Consider the following 21,318-nt stretch of genomic DNA (forward strand, 5'->3'; position numbering starts at 1 on the left):
CGTTCATTCCATACTTTTATGGAGACGAGCAAGCCAATAGCATAATTACTACTGTGACACTACGAGTACAAATCCTCACTTGATAATTTAGCCAGAGTTTAGGGCTACCTTTTAAAGAACTATTGCCAGAATCGATAATTAAACAAGCTATATCTGAGCTAAAAATCAAATACAAAAAGCGATTATTTGACCCATTTATAACGTTGTGGGCATTTTTATCTCAAGTTCTGGATAGTGATAAAACTTGTCATAATGCTCTGAGTAAAATAGTTGCACATTTAGCAGGCGAAGAAGTGGAAATTTCTTCAACAGATACGAGTGCATACTGCCAAGCACGGGCAAGATTACCAGAGAAATTATTATAGCAGATTTTCAATTACTCTGCACAGAATTTAGAACAGAGAGTGACAGAATCACATTTATGGTGTGGTCGAAATGTCAAAGTAATAGACGGCTCGACGGTATCTATGCCAGACACAATAGAGAACCAGCAAAGTTTATCCTCAACCTAGCACTCAAAAGGAAGGATGTGGGTTTCCAATTGCCAAAAATGAAACAGCCCTGCAAAGGGAACGGGGAAAACAGAGTGGTTGTCTGGTGAAGTGGCCAAAGCCCACGATCAGGGGCGGCGGGTACTCATCATCACCCATCGCATTCAATTGGGTGAGGCATTATGCGATCGCTTCGGCGTTGATTATGTGTCAGAAATCCATACTTCTGACACGGGCGGTTTGTTGGGTTATGGCGTGTGCGTGGACTCGTTGCACAAGGATAGCCGTTTAAGTGGCTATATTCCAGATAATTTTTGTATTTATACAATTGTAGAAAGGCACATCTTACAACTATGAATATCTTATACATGAGTTGTTACAGAAAGATTTCTATTAACGCATCAGTTGCTCATGAGCAGACACTCCGTTGAGCAGCTAGCTGTGCCGACAGGCGCGGAAGTGGCGTGGAAATCCCTTTTGCCCGTACTGCTTCACCTGTTGTACAAAATTACTACCAGTATCTTTATCATTACTTTATCTATGTAAAGTAGAAATAAATCTTGGCTACATCAAAATTTTGACATTGCTTTTTCAGTGCTAGTGATTTATTTTAAGTACTGAGTTATCAGCAATTTAACTGATAGCTGATTGCTATTTAGTTATAGTTTTGTCAAGAATAATTTTATGACGAAGCCAAAACAAATTTACAAGCTTTGTTGATAACTGCAAATCGAGTTTTGCTAATTCAATTGTGATTTGCTCTTCAAATAAAAGCTCAACTTATCTCAGAAAAACTATATCAATCGAATATTTTCTTACTAATTGAGAAAACCATTATGGAAAGCACTCAAACATTACAATTACTCAAAAAACCAAGCTTCCCAAGCCGCCTAGTATTTATTGACCCCACAGTTGAAGACTACCAAAGCTTAGAAGAAGGTGTATTACTGGATACAGAAGTTGTGATTTTAAACACCGAGCGAGACGGGGTAGAGCAAATTAGCGAAATATTGACACAAAGAACTGGAATCACTAGTTTACATCTTGTCTCTCACGGCGCGCCGGGACGCGTATATTTAGGTAATACTCAACTGGGACAACACACTCTTAATCGCTATACCGAGCAATTAATGAACTGGGCTGATGCTTTGAGTGCTGACGCTCAAATATTGCTGTATGGTTGCAATGTTGCTCAAACTCCTTTAGGCAAAGCATTTGTACAACGCTTGAGCGAACTGACTGGGGTAACGGTGCTGGCATCAGAGCGTAAGACAGGCAGTGCTGTACTAGGAGGGGATTGGGAACTAGAAGTGAGAACGGTAAATACTACTGCTGCTCTTGCCTTTATACCTATAATTTTGGAAACATACAAAGGAGTATTGGCTAAACCCCATCTAGTGAAAGATATTTTCCTTGGGTCTGCTAGTTCCACCATCTTAGAACTAACAAATGTCAATGGCACTCTATATTTCATTGCAGATGACGGCACTCATGGTTCAGAGTTATGGAGAAGTGATGGCACCGAGGCTGGCACTGTCTTAGTCAAAGACATCTACCCAGGGATTGAGAATTTAATAATTTCCCAACTGACTAATGTTAATGGCACCATATATTTTACTGCTCCCGACGACACAGATGAACCCTATGTCCGTGATAAACTCTGGAAAATCGATGACACTGAGGCTGGCCCTGTCCTGGTTGGAGGTCTTTCCTATACCGATTTCTCTGGTATCGGCTTATTAGTAAATGTTGACGGCACTCTCTATTTTGGTTTTGATGATGGCAATCATCTAACATCTGAAACTACCAATGATTTATGGAAAACCAATGGGACTCCTGAGAGTACTGTCTTAGTCAAAGATATCTACCCAGAACGGACAGGTGCTTTCACTAATTTCTTTAAGATCGGATCATTCCTCAACGTCAACGGTACAGTCTTTTTCAATCTTGTCAATACCGACGCAGGTGGCACTTTTGACTTGTGGAAGAGTGATGGTACTACTGACGGCACAATCAAGCTTTCTGATTACAGTTCTATCTTAACTGCTGTCAACGATACTCTCTATTTCATTGGTAACGACGACATCCACGGCTATGAGTTGTGGAAAAGCGATGGCACCGTTGCTGGCACTATTTTAGTAAAAGACATTAATCCAGGGTCTAATGATTCCTCTATTTCTAATGCCATTGACTTCAACGGGATATTATATTTTAATGCTGACAATGGCATCAACGGTGCAGAGTTGTGGATAAGTGATGGCACTGCCGCTGGTACTATTTTATTCAAAGATATCAACCCAGGGTTTGGTGATTCTGCTCCCTCTAACCTGACCAATGTCAACGACACCTTATACTTCGTTGCTAATGACGGCATCCACGGCTATGAGTTGTGGAAAACCAATGGCACTACTGAAGGCACCGTCCTAGTTAAAGATATCAACCCAGGGTCTGGTGATTCTGGTGTCTCTAACCTAACTGATGTCAAAGGTACTCTGTATTTTGTTGCTGATGACGGCACTCATGGTAAAGAGTTGTGGAAAACCGACGGTACAAATGAGGGTACTGTACTGGTTGAAGACATTAATCCGGGGTCTGGTAGTTCCAATGCATCCGACTTGACTAATGTTGATGGAATCCTTTACTTCAATGCTGATGACGGCAGCCACGGTAAAGAGTTGTGGGCATTAAACACCAATCCTGCTGTAGTCAGCCCGATAGTCGGCATTACTGCTATCGATGCCAATGCTGCTGAAGCTAGCAATGACCCAGCCGTATTCCGCATCAGCCGCACTGGGGACACCAGTACTGCCTTAGTTGTCAAATACAATATAGCCGGTACTGCCATCAACGGCAGGGACTATAACCAACTCAACGGTACTGTGACTCTCGCCGCAGGTCAATCATTTGTAGATGTCACTATTACCCCAGTAGATGAGATTTTAAAAGAAGGCAGCGAAACAGTCACTCTTACCTTGTTTAATCAGTCTTACTACGCTACAGATACGTCTTTTATTACTGCCACTGCCGTTATTGCCGACAACACCAATACCGCAGTCGTGCCAACTCAACTATATTTAGTCAAAGACATCAATCCTGGCAATACTGGCTTTGGAGAAAGTTCCAATATCTCAAATCTGACAAATGTCAACGGCACACTATATTTTACTGCTAACGATGGTATTCACGGTAATGAGTTGTGGAAAAGCGATGGTACACCACAAGGCACTGTTCTGGTCAAGGATATTTTACCTGGGACAAGTGACTCTGATATCTCATCCCTGACAAATGTCAACGGCACACTATATTTCACTGCTAACGATGGTATTCAGGGTGATGAGTTGTGGAAAAGCAATGGTACACCGCAGGGTACTGTTCTAGTTAAAGATATTTTTCCTGGATCTGGTAGTTCAGACCCATATAACCTGACAAATGTCAACGGTACATTATATTTCAATACTTACGATATTACTCACAGTACTGCATGGAAGAGTGATGGCACACTAGAAGGCACCGTTCCGGTCGAAGCTCTTGGATTTGTTGATTTCGGTTCGTCCGAGGCGGTTAATATCAACGGTACTCTCTATTTTATTGAGAATGACGATAGTCACGGTAGGGTGTTATGGAAGAGCAATGGCACTACTAAGGGCACTGTGCTAGTCAAAGACATCAACCCTGGTACTAATGATTCCATTCCCGATTGGGACGACTATCAGGATTTTAAACCAAAACTGACCAATTTTAACGGTACTCTCTACTTCTTTGCTAACGACGGTACACACGGTAATGAGTTGTGGAAAAGCGATGGCACTACTAAGGGCACTGTGCTAGTCAAAGACATCAACCCTGGTTCTAGTGATTCTATTCCCAAGGGGGACGATTATTATGATTTTGAACCAGAACTGATCGACTTTAATGGTTCTCTCTACTTCTATGCTAACGACGGCACACACAGCTATGAGTTGTGGAAAAGCGATGGCACAGCACAAGGCACTGTTTTAGTCAAAGACATCGACCCTGGTGCTTTTGGTTCAGTTCCTTCCCCAGACTCTAACTATAATGTATTTCAACCCGACCTCACCAACGTCAATGGTGTTCTTTACTTTAGTGCCGATGACGGTATCCACGGTCCAGAGTTGTGGGCAAGTAATGGTACAGCACAAGGCACAGTCTTGGTCACAGATTTGATACCTGGGGCTGTTGGTATCTACGCTTCTAATTTGAGTAGCGTTAATGGCATCCTTTATTTGACTGCTGATGACGGTATCCACGGCAGAGAGTTATGGGCATTGAATACCAACCCAAGCCTATTTAACTCTACAGTCAGTATAATTGCCACCGATGCGAATGCTATTGAAGATGGCAACTCCCCAGGCAGCTTCCGTATCAGTCGCACTGGTAACACTGATATTGCCTTAGCTGTTAAATATACTATTGGTGGTACAGCCAGCAATGGTAGCGACTACAACCAACTCACAGGTATTGCTGCCTTTGCTGTTGGTCAATCTTTTGTAGATATTACCATTACTCCTCCAGATGACGGATTAACAGAAGGCATTGAAACTCTGACTCTTACCCTTGCTACTGGAAGTGATTACGATATAGATGCATCCGAAGCATCTGCCACCGTGAAGATTGCTGACAAAGCCTTTAATGTAGTCAGCATTACTGCTACTGATACCAACGCAGCCGAAGCCGAAAATGACCCAAGTACTTTTCGTATCAGCCGTACTGGTGAAACCGATACTGCTCTAATTGTCAAATATACAGTTGGTGGCACTGCTACCAACGGCGGCGATTACAACCAACTTAACGGTACTATCACCATTGCCGCAGGTGAATCTTTTGTCGATATTACCATCACTCCAGCTGATGATATCTTTACCGAAGGCAGCGAAACTGTGACTGTCAGTCTTTCTAGCGTGTCCGACTACGACATAGATCCTTCCCAAACTGCTGCTACTGTCGTCATTGCTGACAACGCTAACACCGCAATTGTGACTCAGCCTTACTTGGTCAAAGACATCAACCCCGGCTCTGGTAGTTCCGGCGATACTAACTATTTCCTAAACAACGTTAACGGCACTCTCTACTTCAATGCTAATGATGGTGTCCACGGCCAAGAATTGTGGACGAGCGATAGTACAGAAACTGGTACTATCTTGTTTAAAGATATCAATCCAGGATCTGGTAATTCCTATCCCTACGACCTCACCTACGTCGATGGCATCTTCTATTTTGAAGCTAGCGACGGTACTAATGGGGGGTTGTGGAAGAGCGATGGCACTACTGCTGGTACTGCCCTAGTCAAAAAAGATATCAGTCTCTCCTTACTAACTAACGTTAATGGCACCCTCTATTTTTCTGGTTATGATAGTTCCTCTACTAGCGGTTTGTGGAAAAGTGATGGCACTGCTGCTGGCACTGTTTTAGTCAAAAACATCAATTCAAATAGTTTCAGTCTATTTAACCTGACCAATGTCAACAACATTGTTTATTTCTTTGCTGATGACTATATCCACGGTCTTGAGTTGTGGAAAAGCAATGGTACAGGGGTTGGTACTGTCCTGGTTAAAGACATCAATCCTGGGTCTAATGGTTCTGGGTCTTATGGCGGTAACTATAACTTAAGCATTGACGGTAATCTCTACTTCTTTGCTAACGACGGTACTCACGGTAAAGAATTGTGGAAAAGCGATGGCACCGCAAAAGGTACTGTTTTGGTCAAAGACATCAATCCTGGGTCTCAGGATTCTATTGATGATGACTCCGACTTAATCAAAGTCAATGATACTCTCTATTTCGGAGCTTTCGACGGCACTAGTAGGGGGTTGTGGAAGAGTAATGGCACTGCTGCTGGTACTGTTTTAGTCAAAAAAAATATCAGTGTATATAAGGGGACAAACGTCAACGGCACTCTCTATTTCTTAGCTAGCGACAGCACACATGGTCAAGAGTTGTGGAAAAGCGATGGCACACAAGCTGGTACTGTCTTAGTTAAGGACATCAATCCTGGGTCTAATAGTTCTAGTTACTCTGACTTGATCAACGTTAATGGTATCGTTTACTTTGAAGCGGACGATGGCATTCATGGTGAGGAATTATGGCAGAGTGATGGCACACAAGCTGGTACCGTCTTAGTTAAGGACATCAATTTTGGGGCTAATAGTTCATTTCCCGACAGGCTAACAAATGTCGATGGTATCCTATATTTCACTGCTGACGATGGCATTCACGGTAAAGAATTGTGGGCATTAAACACTAATTCTTCCACAGTTAAGCCTACAGTCAGCATTACTACCATTGATGCTAACGCTACTGAGATTGGGACTGACCCAGCCAGCCTCCGCATCAGTCGTACTGGCAATACTAATATTGCCCTTGCTGTCAAATATACTATTGGCGGTACTGCTAGCAACGGTGGCGACTACACTCAAATTACTGGTATTGCTAGTCTTGCTGTCGGTGAATCCTTCGTAGATATCAGCATCAACCCCAAAGACGATGGTATAACCGAAGGTAACGAAACTGTTACTCTTACACTCGCTACTGGCAGTGATTACGATATAGATACATCTCAAACTACTGCCACGGTAGCGATCGCTGACAAGTTCAATCCGATCGACGGCGGTGGTAGTCACGATCCCTTGATTGGTACTGCTGGCAATGACCGGATTGTGGGGGGTACTGGCAGCAAAACCATTACAGGCGGTCTTGGAAATGATGAATTTGTTTACACTAGTCTCACACAAGTAGGTCATCGCATTACCGATTTTACTGTTGGTAGCGACCAAATTGTACTAACACAACTGCTCGATAGCCTTGTGTCTGGTGGCTATAATGGCAGCGATGCCGTAGCCGATGGTTATGTGCGACTGGTACAAGGAAAAACAGCTAATAGTACTATCTTGCAAATTGACCGCGATGGTTTGGCTGGTGATGCAATTTTTAGAAACTTTATTCAGTTAGACAACGTGACTCCACAGGCGATGAACAATATCAATAACTTTGTGTTCTAAACCACGTCTATCTTGAAACCCGTAGTTTTTCCTCATCTTCTTCAAGGTGATTTTTCACCCACAAGCGATCGCAAATTTCAAAAGGACGGGAATTAATATCTTGTTCAAAGAAATGAACCCGTTCAATTAATTCAGCAGGTGACTGGTAGCATGTATGATAAGTTACATCTTCACGCAACCATTGCCAAAGGTGTTCGACAGGCATAAAGTCAGGGCTGTAACCAGGTAAAGGTTCCAGGTTGATTTGTAAAATCTCTAATGCTTCTTTGACAGTTTGAGAACGGTGATAAGGAGCACCATCCCAAATTAGAGTCATGTCGCGTTCCGGAAACTCAGTTCTCAGATGTTTTAAAACATCAATTGTATTGAATTGAATTGATCTGCTTTGAAATAAGGAAAAATTTTGACTTTGGCATAGTTGTAAACATAGATCCCATAAAAGGAAACCTTGGTTCTTCCTGGAGAATTGGAACTAACCCAAAAACGTTCTCCTTTAATCGACCAGCCATAACCTTCATCGCTGTCAAGATGAATGTGTGCCTCATCGATAAAAACCAGTAAGTGACCATTGTTCAGAGCATCATCGAGTAAACCCTGTAGTTTTTCCAAATACGAGCGCACGTTTTTTGCTGTTGGCTTTATTTAACAGTTTCCGCGCTTTCTTCCATGAAAATCCTAAATTCTTGAGAGTCTTACGCACTGATTCACGACAACATTTGAGATTAAATTGATTGTCAATCCAAGCTACTAAACGCTTTAACGTCCAACGAGGTAAGAACTCAAGATTGAGCTTTTTTTGCTGAGGTGCTGTTGCTGCTAGTTCTAAGGTTTTACGAATCTCTCTATCAACTGCTTTCTCTATCTGTTTTGAAAAACGGGGGGATGACCACCTGTATGTTGATAGCGCAGTACTTCTATACCTGAAATATTGTAACGATGTACCCACTCCATGATTGTCTGGGGATTGCGTCCTGTTTCCCGACCTACTTGTGTTGCACTTTTTCCATTACATATCTCATACAGTGCCATCAAACGTTCGCTCCTTCCGAGCATGATTTGCTTTTAACGCCTCTTGTCTCAATATTGAGCTACTTTGATTCCAACGTTCGCACTCTACTTTAAGCATCCTCGTTTTGTTTTCTACTACACCCACTTCTTGAGAGTAATATTTTTTCTGGCAAAACTCCAGTTTTCAATATGGATGAGGTTTAACCAAATTTTACCTAATGTTTTATTTACCAAAGCTGATGGAAGTACTCAATATCCCCAGTCAGCCGATCGCTTGGCTCTAGATTGGTGGAAAACCGCAACTTTAAGCGATCGACCTTATTTAGTTCCAGACAAGAGAATTACTACTAAAGTCAGTGGCGATTATCGTGAAGTTGCAAGTGACGATTTACTCGAAGATGTCAAGCTCTGTCAACAAATCGTTGAGAACAAAGGTTTAGAAATGCTGGTTTTAGATCAGACTCGTCCCGATATTGGACTTCATGTTGCCAAGGTAATCGTTCCGGGAATGCGCCATATGTGGAAAAGGTTAGCACCCGGACGGCTTTATGAAGTTCCAGTGAAAATGACAGAAGAGCGACTCAATTCTTTTCCTATGTGGATGTGAGGTTCTCCTTACTGAATGATGTTATTTTTTATGAGTTTTTCTATGAGTTCTAAGATGAGTTTTATGAGTTTCACAACTCAGAGAAAAACTAATATCAAAGGTAATTCACTCGATCTCATCTATTGTAACTGTTCGCGGAGGGTAGAATATTCGCTTAACTGAGAAAACCCTTACTAAGTTTAGTTATTTATTGTAGACATTAATAGTATCGAAAATGTCTAAACGATGATTTACCGACTAGTGTATTCCGTAATCTTTAAAGATTCATTGAAAAATTATGCGACCGAAAGTAATACTGGCTTTAATTCCTATTTACTTTCTTCTTGGTAGTTGCAAAAATGACGATTTAGAAGCAGCTAAGTCATTTGCTACTTTATCCGAAAGCCTAGCAATTGCCAACAAGCAAATATCGGCTGATATTTATGCTTCCTGCACTCGATCTGCAAGTTGGGAAGCTCTAGGAACAGCCGCTAGCCGAAAAAATATGCAAGACCAATTGGATGTGTGCGATAAACAGTACCGCCAAAATTCAGAAAATACTGAAATTGCTGGCAGTGTTTTAGTCAATTATGTTGCAGCAGTTGGAAATTTAGCGACCAAAAATGAAAATGGCTTTACTCCTAAGATCGAGCAGATTTCAGAAACTTTAGGCAATATTGACATCAATGGGCAGAAAATTAATGAAAATGCTCGTAAAGCAGGGTTTCAGATTGTTGACTTTATTACTAATTTTTTAGTTAATGATTTTCGGCGGCGTAATTTAAAACTCGCTATTGTCTGCACAGATCCAGCTATTCAGGAATATTCTACAAACCTGTCCAATTTTATTGATTCATCTTATACAGATTATTCACTTAATAGAGAAATCAAGCAGATTAATGAACATTTTGGTTTCTATGTAGGTCAGGTGAATCGACGATTAACAGAATTATCTGGCTCAAATGATAATCCACAAGATTTTAACACACTTCAAGAACGACAAACTTTATTAGAAGAACAAGAGCGAGCAGAAATTAACAAAGTTATTGAACGTAAAAAAGAGGGTGCAGCATATGTAGCAACTATTCGTTCTACCGCAGATTTTCACAGCGAATTGAAACAAATTTTCAATGGAAATCGGAAGGAAATTTCACCTAAACAATTTCAAGTATGTAAGAAGTATCGCTCCGAACCCGAAAGCCAAAATGTTCAAAACACTGATAGACAAAATGATTCCTGGAATCAAAAAATTACTAGCTTAGAGTTAAAACAAGCTAAAAAAGCAACCAAGAAATACATTGACAAAGTTACCCCTCTACTTCAGGAAATTCAAGATTAATAATCTAATTGTTTGAAAATTAATAAAAGGTAAATTATGGATAATCAGCAAAACTTAGAAGAGATGCTTCAAGCTTTAACTAAAGCAATTGATGTTGCTAAAGAAAAGGCTAACAATGCTTTAGAATCTAGAATGATTAATGATTCAGAATGGCAAAAAGCAAAAGATGAATGGGGAAAATGGGAAACAATAGAAAGTGAGATAAATGAGAGCATTTCTAATGAAAAAATTAAGAATATTCTCAATAACGATCTTAACAGTCCTCGTTTCCAAATTGAGCAAGCTACAAATCATCTGAATAAGTCTGCTGGAAATATTGAGGATCTTAATGATTTTTTTTCAGAAATAAATAATGGTTTAAAACTTGTTGTTAGTACCATCAAGCTCTTTTCACCGATTGTTTGATAAAAATAGAGCTGACGCAACTGACACGTAAAACTGTAAGATGTGTGAAGCTACGAGAAAATTTCAGCGTAGTAGTCAGACTTGTAGTGTTACGCGCCAACTCCCAATTCCGAGCCAGATTGATTAGAGATCATGCTAAACGGATATTCAATTATTGATGCTGATTCCCACGTAATTGAACCTCCCAGTATGTGGGCTGAATATCTCGAACCAGAATTTAAACAGTTTGCTCCCTCAGCAGACATGAAAATTCAAGGGGAAGACATTGTAAAAAAAGTCTCTAGGCAAGTTCGAGATCAGGCCAATAAGCAGATGATGTCAGCTCACCCCAATGCTTATTTCCAAGGCTACAATGTCGAGTCTCACGTTCGAGAGATGGTGCTGATGGGGATCAATCTGGCATTTCTTTATCCAACTTATGGATTGTGGCTTTGGGCGATTGATACTATGCAACCGGAAGTTGCTGGCGCTTTTACCCGCGCCTATAACAATTAGACTCACAGTCGTTTGCCAAGCTGGATTAGAGTATTATTTCTCGAACAACCTTTAAACGAAAACCTGTATGGAATGCAATAGTCTGTTTGAGCAAAAAATTTACCCATATTTTGAGTGATTTCTCTTACTTTCTTGGGATTTTGAACTAAAAAATCGTGAATGATTGGTGCATACACAAAATTAATTACACAAATTGTATTTTTTTACCTCTTGCAAGAGTGCTTGAGGTGCGGTAACGAGGCTTCCTCGTTATACAGAAAAAATAATTATTGAAATAATTTTGAGGAAAAAATGGTTGACAAATCAAACAATCAAAGTTGCTCGGTACCATATTCGATAATAGATGCCACTAGAAAAGAAGTGCCTGAAAACGATAATGAACCACTTAAAAAAATGCAGATCGATGGAGAACTGCCTCATGATTTGCAAGGTCACGTTTTTATTGTTGCACCAGTCGGCACAGTCGGATCTGAAGGTTTACCACCTCAAGATGGAAATACATACTTAAATGGTGACGGCATGATTTGTCGGCTTGACTTTGATCGAAAAGATGAAGTGACTTTTAAGACAGAAATCGTTAAACCCGAAGATTACGAAGCCGATCAAAAAACTGTAGGTAGCGAGTATTTGAAATTTCGCAACCATGGCATTATTAGATTTTCTATTTTTCAAGGTTTGCGTAACGAGTTGAACACAGCTTTCTTACCCATGAAATTCTCTGGACAAAATGAGCGTCTGTTAATAACTTATGATGCAGGTCGTCCTTACGAAATCGATCCAGTCACATTAAATGTAGTGACTCCAGTTGGAGAAATAGCAGAATGGCAATCAGTAACTAAAGAAACAGTACCTTTTCGCTTTCCTCCAATTTTTAGTACTGCACATCCTGTATTTGATACTCACACACAACAAATGTTCACGGTCAATTATGGCAGATCGCTAAATAATCTTTTAGGAGAAAAAAAGAATGATTACATTACTCTCCTTAGAGATAGTAAAAATCGTGAATTAATACAGCCAGAATATGCTGAATTCTTAGAATTACTGATTAATGATCTATCTGGTGTGTTTATTAATGACGATTTCGTCCATTTACTATATTGGGATGGAGAAAGCAGATTCCAAAAATGGAAGCTGATCGAGCCTGATAATACACCAGTCAGTATTAAACAAACCTTGCATCAAATAGGAATAACAGAAGATTATATAATACTCATAGACACTTCATTTACTACTGGAATCGGTCAGATCATTAACAATCCTTGGCCAGCAAATTTAGATTTAGCCAAAAAGATTAGAGAACTTTTACAAAACACTCCTTCACCTGATTCGATCGTATATGTCATACCCCGGGAGCAGCTCAAAGAAGGAGAAGAATCAGTTGTAGTGCAGAAGTTGACAATTCCTCGTGAAGCTTGCCACTTTCTAGCAGATTATAAAAATCCAGAACACAAAATAACACTTCACATAGCTCATATTAGTGCTTGGAACGTTTCCGAATGGATTCGTAGTTACGATCAATCGCCTTACGCAGGCTATCAAATACCCCAACAATTGCATGGAATGCAACAATGCGAGACAGATGTTAGCTGGATGGGACGTTATGTCATAGATGTTAGTAGTCAACAACCGACAATTGATAAGAAAGTTATTTATGATGATACCTGCACTTGGGGAGCGGGATTGTTTGCCTATCTAGACAGGCTACCTTCGTCGGATCAGATTCCAGAAAAACTGGATAATATTTACTGGGTTTCTTTCGGGCTATGGAAAGATCTGATGACCCAATTTATCAGTCAAATGTACAAACAGTATCCATATAGAACCATACCACTGGAAAAAGTTATTGAACTAGCGGAAAGCTGCGCTAAACCATCTTGTTTATATAGATTGAATACTGCATCAAATGAGGCGATGGAAATCGCCGATCATTTTTCTTTTCCTAGCAATCACATAGCGCTTTCGCCCCAATTTGTGCCGCGTAGTGGAGGTGAAGAAAGTTCGACTAACGGCTACATTCTCTGCACAGTTTCCACTCCAAAACGCAATGAAATCTGGATTTTAGATGCAGCTAATTTGAAGCAAGGTCCATTATGTAAATTACATCATCCTGAACTCAATTTTGGGTTTTCATTGCATACAACATGGTTGAAAAATATTAATTCTCACGAGGCTAGCTATCAAGCTGAAGATAACATTAAGTGGAAATCGTATGTAAAAAAAATGCTTGATTTTATGGAGGAAAATTTGTCATCTTTTACACAGAAAAAGAAAATAGACATAACCACAGAGATAGACGTATTAAATTTATAGCAAGCAAGTTAACAAGCAAGCTTTGAAACAAATGTAACAAAAATAGTTTTAAGAGCCTGCATAGTCAGGCTTCGTTTGTATTACTATAGAATTGTAACTTATAAGGTTATGAGTTCTCTATTTTCAAAGAGTAATCATGATTATACTGCCAGGATACACAATAACAGAAAATATCTATGAAGACGCAAAAATAGTTATTTATCGAGGAATAAATAATCTAGAAAAAAAACCAGTTATGATTAAAACTTTTAAAACTGATTATCCTAGTATCGAAGAGATTACAAGCTTAGAACAAGAGTATAACCTGATAAAAAAAATAGAATGCCAAGGAATTATAAAACCCTATAAGTTAGAGAAATATCAAAACAGTTTCGCTCTGGTTTTAGAAGATTTTGCAGGTCAACCTCTATCTTTATTACTTCAATATACTCAACTTTCACTTGGAGATTTTTTGATTATTGCTATTACTTTGACAGAAATTTTAATCCAAATACATAAACTTTCTATTGTTCATAAAAATATTAATACTAGCAATATTCTGATCGATCCTAAAAACAAAGAGATAAAACTGACTGGATTTAGTAATGCTATTACCTTTACTCAAGAGCAACAGATAATTACTATTTTCAATGTGCCACAAAATTACCTTGCCTACATATCACCAGAGCAAACCGGGAGAATGAATCGTTCTCTTGATTATCGTACCGACTTTTATTCCTTGGGCGTTACTTTTTATGAAATACTAACTGGCACTGTACCTTTTACTAGCACCGATCCAATCGAGTTAGTTCACTATCATATTGCAAAACAACCTGTGCCACCATCGAAGAAAAGGCAGATTCCCAAAGCAATATCGAATATTGTCATGAAACTTTTAGCCAAAAATGCTGAAGACAGATATCAAAGTGCTGCTGGACTAAAATTTGACTTGGAAAGCTGTCTGCTGCAACTGCAAAGCACAGGGATAATAGAACACTTTCCATTAGGTCAGCGCGATCGCGGCAACAAACTTATTATCCCACAAAAACTTTATGGACGAGAGCGGGAAGTGCAAACCCTCTTGGATGCCTTTGCAAGAGTCACTCAGGGAACAACGGAGATAATGCTTGTTTCTGGTTACTCAGGAGTTGGCAAAACTTCAATAGTTAATAAAATTCATAAACCTATAGTAGAAGCAAGGGGATATTTTATTTCTGGTAAATTTGACCAGTTTAAGCGAAATATTCCTTATCTTGCTCTGATTCAGGCTTTTCAAAATTTGATTTTTCAGCTATTAACAGAAAGTGAAGAAAAGATTGCTATTTGGAAAGAGAAACTATTAAATGCTTTAGCTCCCAACGCGCAGGTAATTATTAATATAATTCCCGAAGTTGAATTGATTCTTGGTGAGCAGCCGGAAGTACCACAGTTGGGATTCTCAGAATCCCAAAATAGATTTAATCTAGTATTTCAACAATTTCTTAATGTTTTTTGTCAACCAGAACATCCACTAGTCATTTTTATCGACGACTTACAGTGGGCAGATGCCGCATCTCTAAATTTAATTCAACTTTTGACCACCAACGATAGTAGTAAATATCTGTTCATGATTGGGGCGTATAGAGATAACGAAGTTAGTCCCACTCATCCATTGACTCAAATTATAGAAAAAATTAAATCAACGGGCACTGTTATTAATAATATCAATATTAAATCTTTAGATTATATTTATGTTAGTCAATTAGTTGAGGAGATATTGGGGAGAAATGTAGATACAAATAAAATAAAACCTTTGGTACAACTAATTTTCAATAAAACCCAAGGCAATCCCTTATTCTTGATTCAATTAATCACTAGTATATACGCAGAAAACTTGCTAGTTTATCAAGCAAATATTGACAGATGGCACTGGAATATCGAACATATTCAAGCAATTGGTATTATTGAGCGTGACATTGTTGAACTGATCGCAGTAAATATTTTTAAACTGCCGCCAGAAACTCAAGGAATTTTAAAAATAGCTGCTTGTATTGGAAATTATTTTAATTTGGAAGTTCTGGCGCTTATTAATAAAAAATCTAAATTATCTACAGCTAAAGAACTGTTACCAGCACTTCAAGCTGGTTTGATTTTACCCAAATCCGATAGTTATAAAATTCCTCTGGTTTTTGCTGAATCAGAAATACAAAATTTAGATGTCTATGATGTTCAAGCTGACTACAGATTTTTGCATGACCGCGTACAGCAATCTGCTTATTCTTTAATTTCTGATTCTGAGAAACAATTAACCCATTACCAAATTGGTAAATCACTATTAAAAAATAGTAATTCACCAGAGAAAGAAGATAATATTTTTACCATTGTTAACCAACTTAATTTCGGCATTGACTTACTCAATACACAATTAGAAAAAGATAATTTAGCAAAATTAAATTTCATTGCTGGACAAAAAGCGAAGACGGCTACAGCTTATGAAGCGGCTATTAATTATTTAAATTTGGGTCTAGAACTTCTGGGAACAGATGGCTGGAATCGTCAATATGACTTAACTTTTGCTATCTACCTAGAAATTTCAGAGGCACAATACCTTAATACTAATTTCGACCAGGCTGCAAAGCTGTGTAATATCGCTATTAAACAAGTTAGGACTATTCTTGAAAAAGTCAAATTATATGAAATTAGAATTAGACTGGCGTTAGCTCAAAATCAGATTCAATTAGCAATAGAAATAGGACTACAAATTCTTGAAATCCTGGGAGTGAATCTTTCTCAATCACCACCTCAACAATTAAATCTTGAGGAGTTAGCTAAACTGCCAAGAATGACCGATCCCTACAAGCTTGCTGCCATCAAAACTTTGTTGCTCATACATCCACCAGCCTGTTTTGCAGAAAGTTCGCTGGCTTTGCCTGTGTTATATACTCAGATTGAACTCTCCAGGCAATATGGAAATTCTTCCCCATCTATTTATGCCTATGCTGATTACGCTGCTCTTATAAGTTGGCTAGTACCAGATATAGATTTTGCATATCAATTTGCTCAATTGGCTTGGCTGGTATTAGCTCAGTTGGAAGCTAAAGAATTTCAATCTAAAATATCAGTTACAATTTCCATTACTATCACCCATTGGAAGAAGCATATTAGAGAAACTATTGAACCACTTTTTCAGGCAATTCAAAGTGGTTTGGAAGTTGGTGATATCGAATTTGGTTGTTATGCTGCTCATTACTACTGTTTGCATTTATTCTTTAATGCAAATAATTTACAATACGTACAGAATAATCAGAAAAAATATATTAATTTAATTCAAAAAAACAAACAGTTACACCAGTTATTTTTAGCAAAAACATTTGATAAATTAGTAGCAAGCCTGTTAGATAAATCAGTTCAAGAAAAACCTGCAATTGGCGAATTTATTAATGAAGAAGAAACTTTGTTAAATTTAAAAAAAAATAATAATTTGCTAGCTATGTTTAGCATATTTTTTGCTAAATGTTTCATTTCTTATTTTTTTAAAAATTATAAAAAGTCTCTAGAGTCTGCTCAAATAGGGTCAAATTATTCAGGTTTTGTGCGAGCCGAAATAATATTTACTCAACATAATTTCTATTATTCTCTGGCTGTTTTGGCTCAATATCACTATGCTCATTTGCCAGCAAATCTAAATAACGAGAGTGAAGAGTATCAGTGTTTGAGCCAAGTAACCCAAAATCAGGAACAAATGAAATATTGGGCAGACCATTGCCCCATGAATTATCAGCATAAGTACGAATTGGTAGAAGCAGAAAAAGCCCGTGTTTTAGGACAAATTCCTACAGCTATGGAGTATTACGATCGTGCAATTCAGGGGGCTAAAGAACAGGACTACATCCACGAAGAAGCCATGGCTTACGAACGCGCAGCAGAATTTTATCTCTCTCTTGGTAGAGAAGAAATAGGACGACTATATCTGAGAAATGCTTATCATTGTTATAGTCGCTGGGGTGCAAAAGCCAAACTTCAAGCTTTAAAATCGGAGTACCCACAGTTTCTAATGGATATAAATGACCGAAAAGAAAACCAAAGCATTAATATAACTGAATCTACTGGTAGTACAAATCCCCAAGATATTGATATCGTCACAGTTACCAAAGCCTCTCAAATATTAGCTAGCGAAATAAAACTAGACCAACTGCTGGCTAAGTTAATGAAAACTGTAATTGAAAATGGAGGCGCTCAAAAAGGCTTTCTGATACTGGAAAAAGATCGTAAATGGGCGATCGCAGCTGAAAGTACAGTAGATTCTGATGATGTTACTTTACTGCGATCGCTTCCCATTGACTCTATAGATGGCGATAGCGAAGCGCTGCTGCTTTCAGCAGATCGCCAGACACCTATCCTACCAGTTGCGCTCGTTAACTATGTTGCCCGTACTCAAGAAAATGTAGTGCTTAGTAACGCAACCGTTGAAGAACAGTTTATCCGCGATCCCTACATTGTCGCCACTCAACCAAAATCGATTCTCTGTACTCCTTTATTAAACCAAGGCAAACTAAGCGGTATTTTATATTTAGAAAACAATTTAACCACAGGTGCATTTACGAGCGATCGCCTTGAAGTTTTAAGAATTCTTTCTGCTCAAGCTGCTATCTCCATTGAAAATGCCCGTCTCTACGGACAGTTAGAAGATTACAACCGCAATCTAGAGTTGAGAGTCGAAGAACGCACTCAAGAACTTTCACAAACCCTAGAAATTCTCAAAGCTACCCAAGCCGAACTACTTTTTGAAAACGAGTTACTCAAAAGTAGCGAACAACCCTCTACCTTTGACTATCAAGTGGGAGGAAGTTTGCCAATGGATGCTCCCACTTATGTTGTGCGTTCAGCAGACCGTTATCTCTACAAGGCGTTGAAGCGCGGGGAGTTTTGTTACATTCTCAATCCTCGGCAGATGGGCAAGTCAAGCCTGATGGTACGTATGATACACCATCTCCAGCATGAGGGATTTAGCTGCGGGGCGATCGATTTGACCCGGATTGGTAGCGAAAACGTCACGCCTGACCAATGGTACAAAGGCTTGACAGTAGAGCTATGGCGAAGTTTTAGTTTATTAAAAAAGGTTAATCTAAAAACTTGGTGGCAAGAGCAAGGAGATATTTCTCCGGTTCAGAGGTTGAGTCAATTTATTGAAGAAGTTTTGCTAGTTGAAGTTGCTCAAAATGATGACACTATCTCTAAAAACCTGATAATTTTTATCGATGAAATAGATAACCTTTTGGGCTTGAATTTTCCAGTTAATGACTTTTTTGCTCTGATTCGCTCCTGCTATAATCAACGTAGTATTAACCCAGACTATCGATATTTAACCTTTGCTCTTTTTGGAGTCGCTACCCCCAGTGATTTAATTACTGACCACCAAAGAACGCCCTTTAATATCGGTCAGACTATTCAATTGGAAGGCTTTAAAGAGCATGAAGCGCAACCTTTACTTCAGGGATTGGCAGACAAAGTGAGTAATCCTCAAACAGTCTTAAAAGAGGTGTTAGCCTGGACTAGCGGTCAGCCTTTTTTAACTCAAAAGCTCTGTAAACTCATCCGTAATTCTTCATCTTCTATTCCTACCAACAGAGAAGCCGAATGGATTGAAAATTTGGTGCGAACAAAAGTCATAGAAAATTGGGAATCACAGGATGAACCAGAGCATTTTAGAACCATTCGCGATCGCCTCCTCAAGAGCAAACAATCCGTTCGGCTACTAGAACTCTATCAACAAATTTTGCATCAAGGAGAGATGCTTGCAGTTGATAGTTCCGAGGAAAGAGAATTGCTTTTGTCGGGGCTAGTAGTCAAGCAACAGGGAACTTTGAGAGTACAGAACCGTATTTATGAATCTATCTTTGTTTGATTCACGAAAATTTCTTTTGTTCGTTTAAAATAACGTTAATTTGACGAACCTCTCCCTTGAAATCCTTTTCTTTAGAAGAATAAAAGGGTTTATTTACTACTGCTTAATCCGTAAAATGACAGAAAAGGTCTATTTTTCTGGAGAGTTTAGTTTTTCTAAACAATACTTTTGTACTAAAAATGGCAGCACCTTGTGCTAGTTGCGTAAATCATAACGTAAATTCTGTTATTTTTAGTAGTATCTGTCTGTAATCTCTATGAACCTTGATTGTCTCTTTGAGAGTGTTGACCGCTTGCTAATTGAGAGCCACAATCGTCCCCTTAATTCCACAGAAAATCTGATTTTGCGTGGGATTTGGCAGTATAAAACTTATAACCAAATAGCTATAGAGGCAGGTTATAGTCCTGGCTACTTTACCAATGTTGTTGCCCCAGAGTTGTTTGGGCGACTCTCCGAGGTCATTGGTCAGCGCGTGACCAAAAAAAACTGTCGGGTGCTGCTGGAGTCTTATGCCACCACCAAAGCAGCTCCAAATACAAAACTTTTGAAACCAGACCTGACGCAATTTCTCTCTACAGTTAATCAGGATACGTCACCTTGCTACCCCAGCGGCTCAGTTCCTCTTGCCTCTCCCTTTTACCTCAAACGTTCTTACCTTGAGGAGCAAATTTATCAAGAAATTAAGAAACCAGGAGCGTTAATCAGGATCAAAGCTCCCAGAGAAATGGGCAAAACTTCACTGCTACTAAGGATTCTTGACTATGCGAAGTACCAGGGTTACTGCACTATCAGCTTGAATCTAGAACAAGTCGAGCAGACAATTCTGAGCGACTTGAATCAACTTTTGCGCTGGTTATGTGCCAATATCGCCCGCCAGCTTCAGCTTCAACCAATGTTAGACGAGTATTGGGATGAAGATTTAGGAAGTAAAATTAGCTGCACCCTCTATTTCCAAGAATATCTACTAGAGTCAATTAATACTCCCCTGATCTTGGCGTTGGATGAGGTAAACCATATTTTCGAGCATCCCCAAGTAGCGAAGGATTTTTTACCTCTGTTGCGTTCTTGGTATGAAGAAGCGAAAAGACTGCCCATTTGGCAAAAGCTTCGTCTACTCGTGGTTCACTCAACAGATATTTATGTTCCTCTTGAACTTAATCAGTCTCCTTTCAATGTAGGTTTACCGATTCAGTTAGACAACTTTAGCCAAGAAGAGGTACAGCAATTAGCCCAACGCTATGGACTCAATTGGACAGATAGAGAAGGAGCTAAACAATTAATGGCAATGGTCGGGGGACATCCGGCACTAGTACATTTAGCTCTCTATCATCTAAGTCGAAAGGAGGTAACTCTGTCCCAACTGGTAGAAACTGCTCCCACTGCTAGCAAAATTTATTCTTATCACTTGCAGCGTCACTGGGCAACCTTGCAAAAACAGCCTGAGTTAGCACAAGCTTTTGATAATGTTCTGAATGCTAGTGAAGCTATTCTCTTAGATCCCATTCTCACTCACAAATTAAGCAGTATGGGGTTGATTAAACTTTCTGGATCTCAAGCGATCGCAAGTTGTGAATTATATCGACGATTTTTTAGGAAAAAAGAGCAGCATTTGGCGTTGCAGAATAAAAATATGAATTAGTACGATTGCTATGGAAACCCTATGCAATTGTTGAGACTCAAGGTACTTAGTTAAAAGATGTTATTTTTCATGAGTTTTACTATGAGTTATGGGATGAGTTTTATGAGTTTCAGAGCCGATTAGACAACTAATATTAAAAGTAATTCGCTGCAATATTATATCT

14 protein-coding genes and 1 pseudogene are annotated in these 21,318 nt (G+C 39.1%); 11 read left to right on the top strand and 4 right to left on the bottom strand.

What is annotated here, in order from left to right:
* Nucleotides 1-122 precede the first annotated feature (122 nt).
* From I8752_RS34445 to I8752_RS37820, 4 genes and pseudogenes are all read left to right on the top strand, one after another.
* A complete protein-coding gene (locus I8752_RS34445; protein WP_214436657.1) occupies nucleotides 123-365 on the top strand; it encodes a hypothetical protein in 243 nt (80 codons plus the stop codon).
* 201 nt (nucleotides 366-566) lie between these two features.
* A pseudogene (locus I8752_RS34450) lies at nucleotides 567-779 on the top strand (hypothetical protein); the annotation flags it as partial.
* A gap of 123 nt (nucleotides 780-902) precedes the next feature.
* The gene (locus I8752_RS38295) at nucleotides 903-1,037 is read left to right on the top strand and encodes a hypothetical protein (RefSeq protein ID WP_263986779.1); all 135 of its coding nucleotides are present in this window, start codon (nucleotides 903-905) and stop codon (nucleotides 1,035-1,037) included.
* 290 nt (nucleotides 1,038-1,327) lie between these two features.
* The gene (locus I8752_RS37820; protein ID WP_225896089.1) at nucleotides 1,328-7,507 is read left to right on the top strand and encodes an ELWxxDGT repeat protein; all 6,180 of its coding nucleotides are present in this window, start codon (nucleotides 1,328-1,330) and stop codon (nucleotides 7,505-7,507) included.
* A 7-nt stretch (nucleotides 7,508-7,514) separates the two neighbouring features.
* Here I8752_RS37820 and I8752_RS34515 read toward each other — a convergent pair whose 3' ends face one another.
* Genes I8752_RS34515 through I8752_RS34530 form a run of 4 tightly spaced genes read right to left on the bottom strand, consistent with a single transcriptional unit; the run spans nucleotide 7,515 to nucleotide 8,560 of the window.
* Nucleotides 7,515-7,823 carry a transposase gene (locus I8752_RS34515; RefSeq protein ID WP_339381830.1) on the bottom strand — a complete coding sequence of 103 codons (309 nt, stop codon included), beginning with the start codon at nucleotides 7,821-7,823 and terminating at the stop codon, nucleotides 7,515-7,517.
* Nucleotides 7,824-7,855: 32 nt separating this feature from the next.
* Nucleotides 7,856-8,128: a hypothetical protein gene (locus I8752_RS34520; RefSeq protein WP_225896093.1), complete on the bottom strand. Its 273-nt coding sequence runs from the start codon at nucleotides 8,126-8,128 to the stop codon at nucleotides 7,856-7,858.
* The gene (locus I8752_RS38930; RefSeq protein WP_214436659.1) at nucleotides 8,088-8,453 is read right to left on the bottom strand and encodes a helix-turn-helix domain-containing protein; all 366 of its coding nucleotides are present in this window, start codon (nucleotides 8,451-8,453) and stop codon (nucleotides 8,088-8,090) included. Before I8752_RS38930 ends, I8752_RS34520 begins: the two co-directional genes overlap by 41 nt.
* The gene (locus I8752_RS34530) at nucleotides 8,366-8,560 is read right to left on the bottom strand and encodes a helix-turn-helix domain-containing protein (RefSeq protein WP_214436660.1); all 195 of its coding nucleotides are present in this window, start codon (nucleotides 8,558-8,560) and stop codon (nucleotides 8,366-8,368) included. The genes I8752_RS38930 and I8752_RS34530 overlap by 88 nt, the downstream gene beginning before the upstream one ends.
* Before the next feature lie 148 nt (nucleotides 8,561-8,708).
* Here I8752_RS34530 and I8752_RS34535 point away from each other — a divergent pair, with 148 nt between their 5' ends.
* The 7 genes from I8752_RS34535 to I8752_RS34565 all read left to right on the top strand — a co-directional run bounded on the left by I8752_RS34535 (nucleotide 8,709) and on the right by I8752_RS34565 (nucleotide 21,155).
* Nucleotides 8,709-9,122, top strand: a complete 414-nt coding sequence (locus I8752_RS34535) for a YcaO-like family protein (protein ID WP_225896090.1) — start codon at nucleotides 8,709-8,711, stop codon at nucleotides 9,120-9,122.
* 277 nt (nucleotides 9,123-9,399) lie between these two features.
* Nucleotides 9,400-10,440, top strand: coding sequence for a hypothetical protein (locus I8752_RS34540; RefSeq protein WP_214436661.1), 1,041 nt, complete (start codon nucleotides 9,400-9,402; stop codon nucleotides 10,438-10,440).
* Nucleotides 10,441-10,476: 36 nt separating this feature from the next.
* Nucleotides 10,477-10,845: a hypothetical protein gene (locus I8752_RS34545; RefSeq protein ID WP_214436662.1), complete on the top strand. Its 369-nt coding sequence runs from the start codon at nucleotides 10,477-10,479 to the stop codon at nucleotides 10,843-10,845.
* Nucleotides 10,846-10,977: 132 nt separating this feature from the next.
* Entirely contained in the window at nucleotides 10,978-11,340 is a 363-nt protein-coding gene (locus I8752_RS34550; protein ID WP_225896091.1) for a hypothetical protein, read from the top strand.
* A gap of 291 nt (nucleotides 11,341-11,631) precedes the next feature.
* The gene (locus I8752_RS34555) at nucleotides 11,632-13,653 is read left to right on the top strand and encodes a carotenoid oxygenase family protein (protein ID WP_214436663.1); all 2,022 of its coding nucleotides are present in this window, start codon (nucleotides 11,632-11,634) and stop codon (nucleotides 13,651-13,653) included.
* 136 nt (nucleotides 13,654-13,789) lie between these two features.
* Nucleotides 13,790-19,516 carry an AAA family ATPase gene (locus I8752_RS34560; protein ID WP_214436664.1) on the top strand — a complete coding sequence of 1,909 codons (5,727 nt, stop codon included), beginning with the start codon at nucleotides 13,790-13,792 and terminating at the stop codon, nucleotides 19,514-19,516.
* 256 nt (nucleotides 19,517-19,772) lie between these two features.
* On the top strand, nucleotides 19,773-21,155 hold the full coding sequence (locus tag I8752_RS34565; protein WP_214436665.1) for an AAA-like domain-containing protein: 1,383 nt from the start codon (nucleotides 19,773-19,775) through the stop codon (nucleotides 21,153-21,155).
* Nucleotides 21,156-21,318: the final 163 nt, after the last annotated feature.

Source organism: Dendronalium phyllosphericum CENA369 (assembly GCF_016056275.1).
GTDB classification, from domain to species: Bacteria; Cyanobacteriota; Cyanobacteriia; order Cyanobacteriales; family Nostocaceae; genus Dendronalium; species Dendronalium phyllosphericum.